The organism is Methylophilus sp. 5, assembly GCF_000515275.1.
Taxonomy (GTDB): domain Bacteria; phylum Pseudomonadota; class Gammaproteobacteria; order Burkholderiales; family Methylophilaceae; genus Methylophilus.
In genome coordinates, this window is record NZ_KI911560.1 from 2,341,260 (window position 1) to 2,357,058 (window position 15,799).

Sequence of the window (15,799 nt, forward strand, 5' to 3'; positions counted from 1 at the left end):
CGTCGATGTGGCGTACACGGTCATCGGCTATAATGCCGCCATGACGCTACAAATTATTCAGTTATTGTTGTTGCTGTTGATTATTGCCATGCTAATCTGGCAATGGCGCACGCAGCAACAAGCCTCGCAGCAGGCACTCGCGCAATTACTTTCACAACAGCTTGAAGAAAAACATCGCATGATGATGAGCGAGATGCATCAATCGCTCAATCAATTGGCAGACCGTTTACAAAGCCTGAATACTGATCAACAAGACCGTTTGCGTGCGCAGTTATCGCAAGAGCTCACCGCCACCCGTGAAGCCATGCAAGCCTTGCAAGTGGCGCAGCGTGACCATTTAAGCCAGAGCAGCGAGCAGCTCAGCCTGAGTTTGCGTAACGGCCTGTCAGAGCAGGGCATGTTGCAACAAAACTTGCTTAAAACCGCGTTGCAAACCACCACGCAAAGCCTGACCCAAAGTATAGAAGCGTTAACCAAAATCGTTGATAACCGCCTGGAAGAAATGAGCGGCAAGGTGTCGATTCGTTTGGAAGAGGGCTTTAAAAAAACCAACGAGACTTTTGTCAGTGTGATGGAGCGCCTTGCCACCATTGATGAAGCCCAAAAGAAAATTGATGGCCTGAGCGTGAATGTCGTGAGTTTGCAAGAGTTGCTAGGGGACAAACGCAGCCGTGGCGCTTATGGTGAGGTGCAGTTAGAGGGCTTGGTGCGTAATGTATTGCCTGCCAGCAGTTTTGCTATGCAGCATACCTTAAGCAATGGTGCACGCGTTGATTGCGCGTTGTTTTTACCTGAGCCGACTGGCACCGTGGCGGTAGATAGTAAGTTCCCGCTGGAAAACTATCACCGCATGATTGATAGCAGCCTGGGTGAACTGGTGCAGGCGCAGGCTTCCAAGTTGTTTAAAGCGGATATTAAAAAACACATCGACGACATTAGCAGTAAATATATTATTGCCAATGAGACCTCGGATGGCGCGGTGATGTTTATCCCGGCCGAAGCGGTGTTTGCCGAAATTCACGCCTATCACGGCGATGTGGTTGATTACGCCATGCAAAAAAGGGTTTGGCTGGTGTCACCGACCACCTTGATGGCCGTGTTAAACACGGCACGCGCGGTGCTTAAAGATGTTGAGATGCGCAAACAAGTGCATATTATTAAAGACGAACTGGGCAAACTAAGTAAAGATTTTGACCGCTTTGATACCCGTATGAAGAAACTGGCCGATAATATCCGCCAGGCGCATGAAAACGCACAGGATGTGCATATCAGTAGCCAGAAGATTTCCAGGCGCTTTGCACAGATTGAAAAAGTTGAACTGGCGCAGACCGCAGGCCTGGAAGCACTGGATATGCTGGATGAATTAGATGAGGCTGGAAAGAGTACCCCCACATGAATATCACCATTTTATATTTCGCCCGCATCAAAGAGGTCGTTAACTATTCCTCTGAGGATGTCGTGTTGCCTGAGGGCGTAGAGACGATTGTGGCGCTCAAGTCCTGGTTATCCGGCCGCGGTGACACCTGGCAAAAGCTGTTTAGCGGCGGCACAGTGGTGCGTGCCGCGATTAACCATGAATTGGTTGATGACATGGCGACGTTTGATGATGGCGACGAGGTGGCGTTTTTTCCGCCAGTGACCGGAGGCTAGTTTGAGTGAATCCGTTTATCTCAAGGTTGCGGTACAGACTGAAGATTTTGATATTGGCGCAGAGTTGCAGCAACTGCGCGCCGCCACGCCGCAAGCAGGCGCACTGGTTAACTTTGTTGGCCTGGTGCGCGATGTGTCTGCCGCAGGCCAGTTAAACGAGATGGTGATTGAACATTATCCTGGCATGACAGAAAAAGCATTGCTAGACATTGCACAGCAAGCCGCACTGCGCTGGCCATTGCTTGGCGCACATATGATACACCGCGTTGGCGCATTGCCTGCGCAGGCGCAGATTGTGCTGGTGGCCGCCACCAGTTTGCATCGGCAAGCCGCGTTTGAGGCCTGCACTTTTATGATGGATTATTTAAAAACCGAGGCGCCTTTTTGGAAAAAAGAAGTCGGTGATTTTGGCCAGCACTGGGTAGAGGCCCGGGCGTCCGATGAACAACTAAAACAACAGTGGAAACTGCCTAAATGATGCAAGTACTCAGTCCTGATGAAATGACCGTTTCCTACAAACTGTCCCCAATGTCGTTTGACTCTACCGAGTCGCTGCTGGATGCCGCTGATCTGGGGCTAAACGATTACGGCTGGAAGTTGCAGCCCGAAGCACAAAAAACATTAATGATGGGGCTGTCACTGCCACAATCAGGGTGTAATGTGCTGGTGCTGGGTACCCCTGGCTCTGGTCGTGCCGGGCTCACCATGGCCGCGATGAAAGCATCCGCGGTGACTGGTATTGATAGCTCACTGACAGACCTGGTCGCACTCTATGATTTTAGTCAGCAATCCTGTGTTAACTACATCAAGCTGCCGGCTGGCTTAGGCGCGCAATTGCGCACCGTGATGGACTCGTTTATCAAGGCGCTAATTGCTGAAATGCAGCAGTGGCTCGATGCCAGCGGACAGGTGAATCTGTCACAGGCAGAAACCTGGCTGGAAGAGCGCGTGGATGGTTTACGCTCGCAATTGAGCAGTGCTAAGTTGTCGCCCTTTTTTAATATCATCAAACCGGAAGTGCTGGCTTATTTACAGGCCTGGCAGCAAGTAGGCAGCGATGGTGAAAATGGGGCTGACAGCATTGTTAATGATAGTTTCTTATCGCGCTTTCGCGTCAACTTGCTGGTCGATCAGCGTGCTAATCTCACGGCAGGCGTGAAGCAACCGGTGGTCGAAGAAAAAGACCCCGGTTTTGCGGCCTTGTTCGGCATGTTGGAGACGGCAGTTGGTGAGTCAGCACAATGGCCGGAGTTTCTGCGTTTGCGCGCCGGTAGCTTGCATCAGGCCGATGGCGGCATGCTGTTATTGCACCTGCGTGACTTGATGCAGGATGAAGGCAACGGCAGCGCCTTGCTGGAGAAACTATACCGCTTGATGCGCAATCGCGAAGTGCAAATTGAAGATTGGGCCAATCACGCGCAGCAAGGTGCGGGTGGCAACCGCCATAGCGCACTGCCGGTGCATGTGAAAATTATCATGATCGCCAGCCGCGAAGACTATTACGATTGCCTGGAAGCGCAGCCGGATTTCTTTGATTTTTTTCCGATTAAAGTCGAGTTTGAAGATCGCGTCAGCGCCACACTAGATAACTATGCCTGGATCGCCGGGTATATCGCACGCAAATGCCAGCAGCAGGCGCTGTCGCATTTTAGTGGTGCGGCAGTGAATGTGCTGTTGCAATTTATGCACCGGCTAGAAGAAGACCAAGGCCGTATCAGCACGCGTTTTGCACATTTGGACCAACTGATGCATGAAAGTGCCGCCGCTGCCGCAGATGCGCGTTTGATTACCGATGTACATGTCAAACAGGCACTCACGGCCCGTTTGCTGCGCCAGCAGTTTTTTGAAACCCAGATTCGTGACTCGATTATTGATAACGAATTGCTGATTCAAGTCCATGGCAATGTGGTGGGGCAGGTGAATGGCTTAACGCATATTGAATTGGGTGACGCTAGCTTTGGTTCACCGATCCGCATTACGGCGCGGTGTTATCCCGGCCGTAGCGGCGTCATTAATATTGACCGCGAGGTGAATATGAGTGGGCCGACCCATGATAAAGGGATTTATATTTTACAAAACTGGCTCAGTGCCAGTTTTTGGGCGCTGGCGCCGCTAAGCTTGAGTGCGTCGCTGGTGTTTGAGCAGGAGTATACCGGCGTAGAGGGCGACTCTGCCTCTTGTGCCGAGTTGTTCGCGCTGCTTTCTGCTTTAACCGGCTTGCCGATCAAGCAAGGCATGGCGGTGACTGGTGCGCTTAATCAGTTTGGTGAGGTGATGCCGATTGGCGGTATCAACGAAAAAATTGAAGGTTATTTCCGTGTCTGCGAGGCTCTGGGTTTGAATGGCGAGCAGGGCGTGATTATTCCTAAACGCAATCAGCGCCATCTGGTGCTAGATGACAGCGTAGTGAGGGCTGTGAATAATGGCATGTTCAAGATTATTGCTATTGACCATGTGCTGGAAGGGATTGCCCACCTCACCGAGTGTGAAGCTGGTGCGCAAGAGGCGGATGGCACTTATGCAGGTGATAGCCTGATGGCGAAAGCACAGGATGCACTCGCCAGTTACCGTCATACCCTGGAGCGTAACCAGGCGCGCATGGCTTATTTTCAGCAGCATCAAGATAACCTGAATCTCTAAGTTTATGCCACGCACACATCATCGCAAGCAAGAGACCCTGCCAGAAAAAGACGATGGTTGTCGTTTGGATAAATGGTTGTGGGCGGCGCGTTTTTTTAAAACACGCAGTTTGGCGGCCGCAGCGGTGGAGGGTGGCAAAGTACGGATTGATGGCGACCGCGCTAAAAATGCGCGCGAAATGAAGCCTGGCCTGCGCGTCACAATTAAAAACAAAGATATGCAGATTGAAGTTGAGGTGCTGGCTTTAAGCAATGTGCGGCGTGGTGCGCCTGAGGCGGCATTGCTCTACCGCGAAACCGATGAAAGCCAGCGCCTGCGCCAGCAAGCGCAAGAAACCGGCGCCGATCAGTTTGCTGAACGTGATCGTGGCCTGGGGCGCCCGACCAAACGGCAAATGCGCGATATTCAGCGCTTTACCGGGCGCGACTAGCTGCTTAATTAACTCGGGCGGCGTGTAGCAACAGGCATCCCTGTTTTTGCCACCGCTTGCGCGCGGCAGGACACATCCAGCTTTTGAAAAATACGTTTGAGGTGGTTTTTGACCGTGTTGGCGCTGATGTTCAAGATCATGCCAATTTCGAGATTGGTTTTGCCGCTGCGCACCCAATGCAAAATCTCCTGCTCACGGTCAGACAATCCGCCTTGCGCCATGCTATCAAGCAAGTCTTCATCTTTAACCACCGGCGCCAGATGGCCAACGCGGCGAATGGCAGCATCCAGGTGCGGCATGATCATGCCCAGCATCTGGTCTGGCACAGTGAATTCTTTGGTGCGGTCAAAAAAGACATAAATGCAATCGGCTTTACCGCGCGTATCGCGCACGCCATACACCATTAATGAATGCATTTTAAGTAGTTGCTGTGTAAACGGGTTAGGCGATTGGGCGTGAATGCCGCTGGCGTCAAAGCGGTTAATCACATACCACTTGTCATCGTTTTCTACCCAGCGCTTATAGAGGTTGCACATCAGGTAGTTCACAATGGCTGAATCTTCAAGCAAACGCTGTGTAGAGGCCTCAGGTAATGAGGACGATACGTCAAAATGCAGCTCGCCACTGCTAAAGTCGCCCCAGGCGGCTAACAGCACATCGTGCCGCATCAGCGGATGAATGTCTTGTTTTAGCCAGTTAAAGAACTCGATATGGCGTTTGATCGCATACGAGTTTTGTATGGCCTGCAAGATGCCTTCCCAATGGGTTTGTTTTTTTTGTACCAGCATGCAGTTACCTCAAGTTATTCTTACGCAGGGCAAACTTTGCCCACTGTGTCTTCATGGTCTCAAGGGTTTTACGGCGTAATTTTCCGCTTCTTTAATATGATCGCCTGTTTGCACGGCGTCAATAGTGCCTGATACAGGTCAATTGATGCTTAATCTGGATATTTTCCTTTTAAAACAGAGTCATACTTGCGTTAAAATGGATAAGTAAAGAATCGTATTGATTCGTGTGTATATATAGGAATCGCATGGGTAGATTAAATAAACTTCCGAATGGTGTACGCTATCCCAGCCATAAAGAATGGCAGTTGTTGAAAAAACTGCCCAAATGGTTGTTGTTGGGCACCCTGGTGTTTGCGACACCTTTGCTACATGCATGGTGGCAATATGGTGACTTACTCACGCGCGACATTGAGCGTACCGCGATGTTTTTGGGCCTGCTGTTTACTTTTTGGTTTTTTATTGGTGCCACGACAATAGGCCTGATTGTCATCATTATTATGAAAGGGCCAGGCTATGTGTCTGATCCTTATTACCTGCCAAAAGAAGACAAGGCACTTGAGAATCCACCCAAAAAGCAATAAGTCCTTGATTGCAGCATGAAATCTGGTTTATAATCGCGTGCTTTGCAACCTTGCCACACTTTGTTCGCAACCATTGAGCGCCTCAAGCGGCCAGTAGTTGGATCTGAAGGTGGCTAACAACCACAAGGAAATCTCATGCGACACTATGAAATCGTGTTTATTGTTCACCCTGACCAGAGTGAACAAGTGCCAGCAATGATCGAGCGTTACCGCGCTCAAATCACTGGCAATGGCGGCAACATCCACCGTCTGGAAGACTGGGGCCGTCGTCAACTTGCCTATCCAATTCAAAAAGTACACAAAGCGCACTATGTGTTGATGAACATCGAGTGCAGCCAGGAAGTGCTGGAAGAGATGGAGCATGGCTTCAAATTTAACGATGCTGTATTACGTCACCTGACAATCGCGACGAAAACAGCAGTCACAGCACCAAGCCCAATGATGAAAGAGGAAAAAGCCAAAACCATCGTTGGTGACGCACCTGCGGCGACCACTGAGGCGGCTGCTTAAGTGTTGTGAATACGCTGGTGATCGCGGCAATCGTTCAGTCTATCGAACCGTTACGTTACACACCGGCAGGCTTACCCTTGTTGCGATTGCAATTGCAACATGATTCAGAACAGCAAGAAGCCGGAATGAATCGTAAAGTGCAGTGCGTATTACCCGCAATGCTGATTGGTGAAAAAGCCAGTTTGCCATTGCAAAGCGGCGATCACATCAAAGTAAAAGGGTTTTTGGCGCAGCGCAGTGCAAAAAGCACACAAGTGGTACTGCATATACAAGAATTACAGCGAATACAGTATTAAAGAATTTAAGGAGTTTCAAATGGCAAGAGATATGTACAAACGTCGCCGTTACTGCCGTTTTAGCGCAGAAGGCATCAAAGAAGTTGATTACAAAGACGTAGATCTGTTGAAAGATTTCGTTTCTGAAAACTTCAAAATCATCCCAGCCCGTATGACTGGTACCAAGGCTAAATACCAACGTCAACTGACAACCGCGGTTAAGCGCGCACGTTTCCTGGCGCTGATGCCTTACACAGACAAACACCCAGGTTAATTGGCGGCTTAGGAGAACAACATGCAAGTGATTTTATTGGAAAAAGTAGCAAACCTGGGCTCATTGGGCGACGTGGTTAAAGTGAAAGACGGTTACGGCCGTAACTTTCTGATCCCACAAGGTAAAGCCAAGCGCGCAACTGAAGCAAACAAGGCGGTTTTCGCAGCACAACGTGCTGAGTTGGAAAAACAACAAGCTGATTTGTTGGCTGTTGCGCAAGCACGTGGCGAAAAATTGTCTGGTTTCAGCCTGACAGTTTCTCAAAAAGCCGGTGTTGATGGCCGTCTGTTCGGTTCCGTGACTAACATGGACATCGCTGAAGGCTTGCAAGCACAAGGTCACGAAGTGAAAAAAGCGGACGTACGCCTGCCAAACGGCCCACTGAAAAACGTTGGTGAGTTTGCTGTGAGCGTTGCACTGCACCACGACGTGGTTGTAGACATCACTGTCACAGTAACACCAGAAGCTTAATCAAGCCTCTGCTGCAGTATAAGAAAAGGCTACTTCGGTAGCCTTTTTGCTTTTTATGGTGATTGATTAGCCGCAGATAAACGCAGATGCACGCGGATATTTGCAATAGGCTGATCATCCATTTTTTAGAAGTTAGTTTTTCTCTGTGTGCTCTGTGCCCTCTGTGGCTAAAATATTTTTAATCTTTCATCTCGGCCAAAACCCCAAAATGCGTGACGGCTTTTCGGTATAATCGCCAGATGGCTGATGAACAACTCGAATTCTTAAAACTCCCTCCACATTCCATTGAAGCCGAGCAATCGGTGCTGGGCGGGCTGTTGCTCGACAACGAAGCGCTGGACAAAATTGCAGATATTCTGGCGCCGCAGGATTTTTATCAGCATGACCACAAGCTGATTTATGTGCACATTGCCAAACTGATTGAGCGCAATCAGCCGGCGGATATTGTGACCGTGGCCGAGTCGCTGGAAAACAGCAATGAGTTGACCACTGTCGGTGGTGTCGCTTATCTGGGCGCGCTGGCACAAAATACACCCACTGCGGCCAATATTCGCCGCTACGCGGAAATTGTGCATGAGCGTTTTGTCATGCGCCAATTGGTCACTGTCGGGACCGATATTGCCGAAAGCGCTTACCTGCCGAATGGGCGAGATGCACAGCAGTTGCTCGATGAAGCAGAAGCCAAGATTTTCCAGATTGCTGAAGGTGGCAATCGCAAGAGCCAGGGCTTTTTAGGGATGCAGGTACTATTGCCACAAGTGGCTGACCGCATTGACTATTTATATTCGCGTGAAAATCAGTCTGATGTGACTGGTATCCCGACCGGATTTAGCGACCTCGACGCGATGACCTCGGGTTTGCAAGGCGGCGATATGGTGATTATTGCCGGTCGTCCGTCCATGGGTAAAACCGCTTTTGCGATTAACATTGCTGAAAATGTGGCACTGGAGACGAATAAAGCAGTGGCCATTTTCTCGATGGAGATGGGCGCAACACAATTGACCACGCGTATGATCGGTTCGATTGGCCGCCTCGATCAGCATAAGATGCGTAATGGTAACCTAGAGGATGAAGACTGGGAAAAACTGACCACTGCGCTGGGCAAACTCAATGAAGCGCCCATTTTCATTGATGAAGGTGCGGGCCTGAGTAGCTTTGACGTGCGCGCACGTGCGCGTCGTTTGCATCGCCAGACGGGCGAGCTCGGATTGATTGTGATCGACTACATACAGTTAATGAGCTCACCGGCTGGTCGCCAGGGCGAGAACCGCGCGACCGAAATTTCTGAAATTTCACGTTCTCTCAAAGCCTTGGCCAAAGAATTAAACGTGCCTTTGATTGCGATTTCGCAGCTTAACCGTAGCGTGGACCAACGCCCTGACAAGCGCCCGGTGATGAGTGACTTGCGCGAATCGGGCGCGATTGAGCAGGATGCTGACTTGATTATGTTCGTTTACCGTGACGAGTATTACAACCCGGACAGCGCCGAAAAAGGCACCGCTGAAATTATTATCGCCAAACAGCGTAACGGCCCGATTGGCCGCGTGCGCCTGACCTTTATGGGCGCGCATACACGCTTTATGGATTACGCCAATGCGGCGTATATGCCAGACGAGTATTAATTTGGCACCTGTTGTCAGGGCATTCACTTGTGTGAGTCTCCTGGCCAGGTGAAAAGTTGTTCAAGCTTTAACCTCTGATTGACACCTATGCGACCGATTGTTGCCCATATTTCACTGCCTGCCTTAGCCCACAACCTGGCACAAGTCCGCCAGTACGCGCCGCACGCCAAAGTGATCTCAGTGGTGAAGGCCAATGGTTACGGCCATGGCCTGCTCAATGTGGCGCAGGGCTTAACTGACACCGACGCCTTTGCGGTGCTGAGTCCATCCGAAGCGATTGCCTTGCGTGACGCCGGCTATCAACAGCCTGTTTTGTTGCTGGAAGGCGTGTTTTCGGCTGAGCAATTGGTAGACGTGGACCGTTACCGCCTGGACATGGTAGTGCACCATGCGGCGCAAATTACCTGGCTGCAACAAGCAACATTGAGCGCACCTATTCGTGTTTTTCTCAAGCTCGATAGCGGCATGCACCGTTTGGGTTTTCAACCAGCGGATTACCAGCACGCACGCACTCAGTTGGCTAGTTGCGCCAATGTTAGTGACATCGTGCTCATGACCCATTTTGCCAATGCAGATGTGAGTAATGGCGTGACACAAGCCATGCAAACCGTGGCGCAGGTGATGGCAGATCAGCCTTACCAACGATCACTGGCCAACTCGGCCGCCGTGGTGCAGCAACCACACACACACGCAGACTGGGTGCGCCCTGGCATTATGTTGTATGGCGCAACACCCATTGCAGAAAAAACAGCAGCCTCGCTGGGCTTAAAACCGGTGATGACTTTGCAATCTGCACTCATCAGTGTGCAGGAAATTCAGGCCGGTGAAAGCGTAGGTTACGGTAGCTTATTTATCGCTGATAAACCGACCAAAGTAGGCATCGTTGCATGTGGTTATGCCGATGGCTATCCACGCCATGCAGGCACCGGGACGCCAATTGCCGTGAATGGCAAGCTGACACGTACACTGGGCCGAGTTTCTATGGATATGCTGGCGGTGGATGTGACTGACATCGCAGAGGCACAAATAGGTAGCCCGGTTGAGTTATGGGGCGCATTAGTGCCGGTGGATGCTGTGGCGCAAGCGGCAGGCACCATAGGTTATGAATTGTTGTGTGCTGTGGCGTCAAGGGTGCCGTTCAAAGTCTATGGCTAAAATAAAAACACAATATACCTGTACTGAATGTGGTGCGGCTGAGCCTAAATGGCAAGGCCAGTGCCCGAGTTGCCATGCTTGGAACACGCTGGTGGAAACCGTGCCGGAGGCGGTGACACAAAGCCGTTTTGCCAGCCTGGCGCCGACGGCGCAGTTGCAAAAATTAGCCGAAGTTGAGGCGCAGGACGTCTCGCGACAGGCGACAGGCATTGCCGAATTTGATCGTGTACTGGGCGGCGGCCTGGTTGCTGGTGGTGTAGTGCTGATTGGTGGTGATCCTGGCATTGGCAAATCTACCTTGCTGTTACAAACCGTGTGCAAGGTGTCGCAATCACTCAAGGCTTTTTATATCAGTGGCGAAGAGTCTGCGCAGCAGATTGCCATGCGCGCGCAGCGCTTGGGGCTGGATGCGAAGCGAGTGGATGTGCTGGCTGAAATTAACCTGGAAAAGATCAGCCAGGTGTTGCAACAGCATCAGCCTGATGTCGTGGTGATTGACTCGATTCAAACCGTATACTCTGAGGCCTTGCAATCAGCGCCGGGTTCAGTGGCACAAGTGCGTGAATGCAGTGCGCAACTCACGCGCATCGCCAAACAGCTGGGTATCAGCATGATATTGGTTGGGCATGTGACCAAAGAAGGTTCGCTAGCCGGGCCGCGCGTGCTCGAGCATATTGTGGATAGCGTGCTTTACTTTGAAGGCGACCAGAATTCGAGTTTCCGGCTGATCCGCGCTTTTAAAAATCGCTTTGGTGCCGTCAATGAGTTGGGCGTGTTTGCCATGACTGAGAAAGGCCTGCGCGAAGTCAGCAATCCTTCGGCGTTGTTTTTATCGCATCACGAGTCACCGGTGCCTGGTTCTTGCATTACCGTCACCCAAGAGGGCACGCGGCCGTTGCTGGTTGAAATTCAGGCGCTGGTAGATACGGCACATGCGCCTAACCCCAAGCGCTTGTGTGTTGGTTTGGAGCAAAACCGGCTGGCGATGTTGCTGGCGGTGTTGCATAGGCATGCAGGCGTGGCCTGTTATGACCAGGATGTTTTTATCAATGCGGTGGGCGGCGTCAAGATCAGCGAACCGGCGGTGGATTTGGCGGTATTGCTCGCCATTGTGTCGTCATTTAAAAATAAGCCCCTGGCGAATAAGCTGATTGTGTTTGGTGAGGTTGGGTTAGCGGGTGAGGTGCGGCCAGTGCAGCGTGGGCAAGAGCGCTTGAAAGAAGCGGCTAAACTGGGCTTTACGCATGCCATTATCCCTAAAGCCAATGCACCAAAAGGCGGTGTGGCTGGTTTGCATATCGATGCCATTGATCGGCTGGAGCAAGCGATAGACCTGCTGCGCGCATAAAAAAAATGGCAACGACTGCTGGGAGAGCAATCGTTGCCAGAGAGTGAGGCTGCCCAGAAGAGGGAGGACAGCCACAGGGAAGTGGTTTTTAGCCTGTTTTTAGGCTAAATCATTAAAAAAACTCGGTTTGTTTCGGATCATCAGCTTTCAATTTTTGGGCATTCTTCGCCCTTCTATCCGCCGAATTTACTTCAACACGTGTTAATTGCGCCTCGCAGGCGGCCAGTTGTTGCTCGTCGCTGGCCAGTCTGACACATTCCACCTGTTTACCTAGTTGCTTGATCATGCGTTGTTTGCTATCCATCAAGTCAGCATATTGTTCTGTAGATGGTATATCCGATGCAAACATCGACAGGTTGACTAACAGGGCGGTGGTCATCACGGTGGCATATTTCATGGCGACTGCCTTTGTGTGATTAACGATGCATGCAGTATAAAAAACGTGTCCGGCTTTGTCAGGTACAAACAGGTGGGGTTTTGTAGCGATTTGTAGCGACTTCGATACAGGGCGCTGACACGTGCATTGTGTGGCCGCCACCGTGGCATTTAGTCACAAAAACTTCATGCAACTATTCACAACAAGCACCTGCCCAAACTGAGTGTCACTTATCACATGGGTGTGACAATAAGATGACATTCAATAAAAAATACATCAGGAGCAAAAATAATGAAAAAAATCATATTTCTTTTACCACTGATCATGACTGCGTGTGCCAGCGTTACCCCGCATCAATACACGACGCAACAAGGCCGGGTAGGCTATACGCTGACGTGTAGTGAGTTTAATACGACGTGGGAGCAGTGTCAGTCCAAGGCGGGTGAGTTATGCGCCCAAGGCTATGACTTGGATAAAAAATTGTCTTTTAAAGAGACTTTTCCTGACAGCGGTGATGGCCTTTACAGGCCCGCCAATAATCACCTTGCCGTTGAGTGCAAGGGCGCAGCGGGCTAGGGCAGGCCCAGATTTCTCTACAGGCGATCTATGATGGCTTGTGCGGCTGCGTAGCCGCTGGTGATGGTACCTTCAATAGTCGCCGGGTAGGGGCCAGCAATATAGTCACCCGCCAGAAAAACATGTGGGTTAGATGTGCGGGTGCCAGGCCGCAGCACGTCGGGCGTGCAACTAAATGTGGCGCGTTTTTCGGTGATCACTTGCGTCCACTGTGGGGCGGTATTTAATGTGATGTGATACGCCGCCAAGGCCTGGTTAATTTCCGCGATGCATTGCGTCACCAACACTGCTTTATCTGAGTTTAAAGGCGGGTGTGCACTGATGACTACCGCTAGCAGCCCTGCTTGCCCGCAGCATCGCCCGCGATCAAAGACCCATTGCGCCAGGCCATGACATAAGCCCATGATGGGGTGAGGCAAGCGCGTCTCAGCGCTGTATTGCAGGTAGACCGTGGTAATGGGTTGATAGTCAAATGCCGGGATACTCAGCTCGCCAGCGATGGTTTTCAGTTGATGCGGGCCCACCGCGACAATCACATCCTCAAAAGTATCGTTACTTGTGGCGGTTGATATGACGCAAGCCGCATCTGATGCTTGCAGCGCAGTGACCGTGCTGTGTAGCCTGACTTCAGCGCCGAGTGTTTGTATATGCTGCAATAGCGGGTGTATCAGCGCGCTGCTTAAATCTGCTTTCACAATTAAAAAATCGCTATCGTGGCGACGATGCTGAAAGCTATCACGCAGCACATTGAGAAACACTTGTGCGCTGGCGAACGTGATTGGGGTGTTGAGTGCGGCCAAACATAATGGCTCCCACAAAGTGCGGATCGCCATTGGCGTTTGTTTGCCCTTAGCCAGCAAGGTGGCAACCGTGATATCTGCTGGCAGCGTAAACGCTTGATGTTTCAGCTGTTGCATCCAGCAGATCGCTCGCCATTTGCTGCGCCAGTCGAGGCCATGTGCGGTGAGTAACCCCCATAATAAATGCAGCGGGGCAGGCAACCATGTGGGCGTGACCAGTGACATGCGTTGAGCGCCATGGTGCATATGCAATGACAGCGGCAGGCGCATAAATACTTGCTCTGCCTCTATATTAGCTTGTTGCAGCAACGCCAGTGTGGTGCGGTAAGCGCCTATACACAGGTGCTGTCCGTTATCGAGCATGGTGGTGTTTGCATGTATGACACCACGTGCGCGGCCACCCGCTTGCGGGGCGGCTTCAAACAGGCAAACCTGATGGCCATGTTGCAGCAGTTTGAGTGCAGCAGCAATGCCGGCGAGTCCTGCACCAATGACCGCTACTTTTTTACCAACGGGTGTTTGGCCACGAAAAGGCGCGTGCGTGGTCATGGCTTGCGGTATTTAAACCATGCACCCAGCGCCAGTGTGAGCTTTCTAAAAGGTGGCAGCGCGACTTTATGCGTCAGCACCAGGTTGGGGTCTTGCCGGATTTCTTGCAGCAGCGCGCGGTAAATCGCGGCCATCATCAGGCCGGGCAACTGCTGTTTGGTATCTGCCTTTGGCAACTGGCTCAGCGCTTTGTCATAAAACAATTCGGCGCGCTCAATTTGTTTGAGTAATAGCGCGCGCGTTTGTGGTGAGGCTTGGCTATTGAGTAATGCCGCTTCCGTCACGCCCGCACGCTCCAATTCATCGAGTGGAATATACAGACGACCGCGTCTGGCATCTTCGCCTACATCACGAATGATGTTCGTCAACTGAAAGGCCATGCCCAGATCATGCGCGTATTCGAGTGTGGCACGGTCTTGATAGCCAAATATCTGTGCTGAGAGTAGCCCCACCACACTGGCAACCCGGTAACAATACAAGGCTAACTGCTCAAAGTCGGCGTAACGGTTGTATTGCGTATCCATTTGCATGCCGTCGATGATTTCAACAAAATGGGCCTCTTGCAAACCGAAGCTATTGACCACCGGTTGCAATGCTTGTGTGACCGGGTGCTGTGGTGTTTCGTGAAACAAGCGGTGAATTTCCTGTTTCCACCAGGCAAGTTTGGTCTGGGCGATCTGGTAGTCCGTACACTCGTCGACCACATCGTCCACTTCGCGGCAAAACGCATACAGTGCCGTCATGGCATCGCGTTTTTGTTTAGGTAAGAACATAAAACTCAGCGTGAAACTAGAGCCACTTTCACGGGTTTTTTGTTGGCAATATTGTTGCGGGGTCATTGTTTAAACAGGGCTTTCAACAAAATCAGCAGCCAGTCATAGGCTTTCAAGGTCGGGCGATGATGATAGATATCGCCACGGCAGGATTTTAATTTATGTAGGATACGTTCGCCACCTGCAATCATCATGCGCAATTCAAAACCGATACGGCCAGGCAGGGCGCGACCGAGTGGTTTGCCGGCCAGCAGCAACTCTTCTGCACGCATCACGTTGTGTAAAAAGAACATCTCCCAGGTGGCGTCCAGGCGCTGCTGACGCAAATCCCGCTCGCTAATCCCTGCGGACTGCATTTCGTCCTGACTTAGGTAAATACGGCCAATCTCACCATGTTTTTGCAGGTCAATCGCAATATCCTGATAAAAATTAATCAGTTGCAAGGCGGTGCAAATCTGGTCAGACCACAGTCGATGTTGCGGGGTATCGCTGCCATAGAGTTGCAGCATCAGGCGGCCAACCGGGTTGGCCGAGCGGCGGCAGTAGTCTAGCACTTCATTAAAAGTGGCATAGCGGGTTTTAACCACATCCTGCTTAAAGGCATTTATCAGGTCTAGCAGCGATTGCACGTCCAGCCGGTGTGTTTTGACCACTTGCTGCAGGGTAATCAACAATGGCTGCGATGGCTGAATATAGGCTTGAATCAGCAGTAGTTCGTCTTCATAGGTTTGCAAGGCTTGCAAGCGTGCCGCCTGAGTGGCATTGCCTTCATCGGCGATATCATCCGCTTCGCGCGCAAACTGGTAAATCACCGTCACCGCATGGCGCAAATGGGCGGGTAACAGCAGTGAGGCGACCGGAAAGTTTTCGTAGTGCGTGTGAGCCAGCGTCAGGCTGGGAGTTGGCTCGGCTGGCTTGGAAAAGGCTTGCATGGCTTAAGTATGCCATAAATCCGTGATACGCTTACGCCTTGCAGATGAA

At 51.2% G+C, this 15,799-nt stretch carries 19 protein-coding genes; 14 read left to right on the forward strand and 5 right to left on the reverse strand.

What is annotated here, in order from left to right; genetic code table 11:
- Nucleotides 1-40: 40 nt before the first annotated feature.
- From METH5_RS0111330 to METH5_RS0111350, 5 genes are read left to right on the forward strand one after another with little or no spacing between them, the layout of a single operon-like run.
- Nucleotides 41-1,396 (forward strand): DNA recombination protein RmuC, encoded by a 1,356-nt coding sequence (locus tag METH5_RS0111330; RefSeq protein ID WP_051413024.1) that lies wholly within the window; start codon nucleotides 41-43, stop codon nucleotides 1,394-1,396.
- A complete protein-coding gene (gene moaD / locus METH5_RS0111335) occupies nucleotides 1,393-1,650 on the forward strand; it encodes a molybdopterin converting factor subunit 1 (protein ID WP_029148626.1) in 258 nt (85 codons plus the stop codon). The genes METH5_RS0111330 and moaD overlap by 4 nt, the downstream gene beginning before the upstream one ends.
- A gap of 1 nt (nucleotide 1,651) precedes the next feature.
- Nucleotides 1,652-2,128 (forward strand): molybdenum cofactor biosynthesis protein MoaE, encoded by a 477-nt coding sequence (locus METH5_RS0111340; protein ID WP_029148627.1) that lies wholly within the window; start codon nucleotides 1,652-1,654, stop codon nucleotides 2,126-2,128.
- Nucleotides 2,125-4,290, forward strand: a complete 2,166-nt coding sequence (locus tag METH5_RS0111345) for a Lon protease family protein (protein ID WP_029148628.1) — start codon at nucleotides 2,125-2,127, stop codon at nucleotides 4,288-4,290. Before METH5_RS0111340 ends, METH5_RS0111345 begins: the two co-directional genes overlap by 4 nt.
- Before the next feature lie 4 nt (nucleotides 4,291-4,294).
- A complete protein-coding gene (locus METH5_RS0111350) occupies nucleotides 4,295-4,720 on the forward strand; it encodes an RNA-binding S4 domain-containing protein (protein ID WP_036307854.1) in 426 nt (141 codons plus the stop codon).
- A gap of 8 nt (nucleotides 4,721-4,728) precedes the next feature.
- On the opposite strand, the gene epsA is transcribed toward METH5_RS0111350, so the two are convergent.
- Complete coding sequence (gene epsA, locus METH5_RS0111355) at nucleotides 4,729-5,508, reverse strand: XrtB/PEP-CTERM-associated transcriptional regulator EpsA (RefSeq protein ID WP_029148630.1); 780 nt, start codon at nucleotides 5,506-5,508, stop codon at nucleotides 4,729-4,731.
- 245 nt (nucleotides 5,509-5,753) lie between these two features.
- On the opposite strand from epsA, the gene METH5_RS0111360 reads away from it, so the two are divergent.
- The 8 genes from METH5_RS0111360 (at nucleotide 5,754) to radA (ending at nucleotide 11,744) form a co-directional block, all read left to right on the forward strand.
- Nucleotides 5,754-6,089, forward strand: a complete 336-nt coding sequence (locus METH5_RS0111360) for a hypothetical protein (RefSeq protein WP_029148631.1) — start codon at nucleotides 5,754-5,756, stop codon at nucleotides 6,087-6,089.
- Nucleotides 6,090-6,224: 135 nt separating this feature from the next.
- Nucleotides 6,225-6,599, forward strand: a complete 375-nt coding sequence (gene rpsF, locus METH5_RS0111365; RefSeq protein WP_029148632.1) for a 30S ribosomal protein S6 — start codon at nucleotides 6,225-6,227, stop codon at nucleotides 6,597-6,599.
- 5 nt (nucleotides 6,600-6,604) lie between these two features.
- Nucleotides 6,605-6,895, forward strand: coding sequence for a primosomal replication protein N (gene priB, locus METH5_RS0111370; RefSeq protein ID WP_029148633.1), 291 nt, complete (start codon nucleotides 6,605-6,607; stop codon nucleotides 6,893-6,895).
- 19 nt (nucleotides 6,896-6,914) lie between these two features.
- Entirely contained in the window at nucleotides 6,915-7,148 is a 234-nt protein-coding gene (rpsR, locus tag METH5_RS0111375; RefSeq protein WP_024929836.1) for a 30S ribosomal protein S18, read from the forward strand.
- A gap of 21 nt (nucleotides 7,149-7,169) precedes the next feature.
- The gene (rplI, locus tag METH5_RS0111380; RefSeq protein ID WP_029148634.1) at nucleotides 7,170-7,619 is read left to right on the forward strand and encodes a 50S ribosomal protein L9; all 450 of its coding nucleotides are present in this window, start codon (nucleotides 7,170-7,172) and stop codon (nucleotides 7,617-7,619) included.
- A 239-nt stretch (nucleotides 7,620-7,858) separates the two neighbouring features.
- Nucleotides 7,859-9,241: a replicative DNA helicase gene (dnaB, locus tag METH5_RS0111385; RefSeq protein WP_029148635.1), complete on the forward strand. Its 1,383-nt coding sequence runs from the start codon at nucleotides 7,859-7,861 to the stop codon at nucleotides 9,239-9,241.
- A gap of 87 nt (nucleotides 9,242-9,328) precedes the next feature.
- A complete protein-coding gene (gene alr / locus METH5_RS0111390; RefSeq protein WP_029148636.1) occupies nucleotides 9,329-10,396 on the forward strand; it encodes an alanine racemase in 1,068 nt (355 codons plus the stop codon).
- The gene (gene radA, locus METH5_RS0111395) at nucleotides 10,389-11,744 is read left to right on the forward strand and encodes a DNA repair protein RadA (protein WP_029148637.1); all 1,356 of its coding nucleotides are present in this window, start codon (nucleotides 10,389-10,391) and stop codon (nucleotides 11,742-11,744) included. Before alr ends, radA begins: the two co-directional genes overlap by 8 nt.
- Nucleotides 11,745-11,856: 112 nt before the next feature.
- Here radA and METH5_RS0111400 read toward each other — a convergent pair whose 3' ends face one another.
- Nucleotides 11,857-12,141: a hypothetical protein gene (locus METH5_RS0111400; protein WP_029148638.1), complete on the reverse strand. Its 285-nt coding sequence runs from the start codon at nucleotides 12,139-12,141 to the stop codon at nucleotides 11,857-11,859.
- Between the two features lie 270 nt (nucleotides 12,142-12,411).
- Here METH5_RS0111400 and METH5_RS0111405 point away from each other — a divergent pair, with 270 nt between their 5' ends.
- A complete protein-coding gene (locus METH5_RS0111405; protein ID WP_029148639.1) occupies nucleotides 12,412-12,696 on the forward strand; it encodes a hypothetical protein in 285 nt (94 codons plus the stop codon).
- A gap of 17 nt (nucleotides 12,697-12,713) precedes the next feature.
- Here the strand turns inward: METH5_RS0111405 and hpnE are convergent, their stop codons facing one another.
- Genes hpnE through hpnC form a run of 3 tightly spaced genes read right to left on the reverse strand, consistent with a single transcriptional unit; the run spans nucleotide 12,714 to nucleotide 15,750 of the window.
- Nucleotides 12,714-14,045, reverse strand: a complete 1,332-nt coding sequence (gene hpnE, locus METH5_RS0111410; protein ID WP_051412941.1) for a hydroxysqualene dehydroxylase HpnE — start codon at nucleotides 14,043-14,045, stop codon at nucleotides 12,714-12,716.
- Nucleotides 14,042-14,884 carry a presqualene diphosphate synthase HpnD gene (gene hpnD / locus METH5_RS0111415; protein ID WP_029148641.1) on the reverse strand — a complete coding sequence of 281 codons (843 nt, stop codon included), beginning with the start codon at nucleotides 14,882-14,884 and terminating at the stop codon, nucleotides 14,042-14,044. Before hpnD ends, hpnE begins: the two co-directional genes overlap by 4 nt.
- Complete coding sequence (hpnC, locus tag METH5_RS0111420; RefSeq protein WP_029148642.1) at nucleotides 14,881-15,750, reverse strand: squalene synthase HpnC; 870 nt, start codon at nucleotides 15,748-15,750, stop codon at nucleotides 14,881-14,883. The genes hpnD and hpnC overlap by 4 nt, the downstream gene beginning before the upstream one ends.
- Nucleotides 15,751-15,799 lie beyond the last annotated feature (49 nt).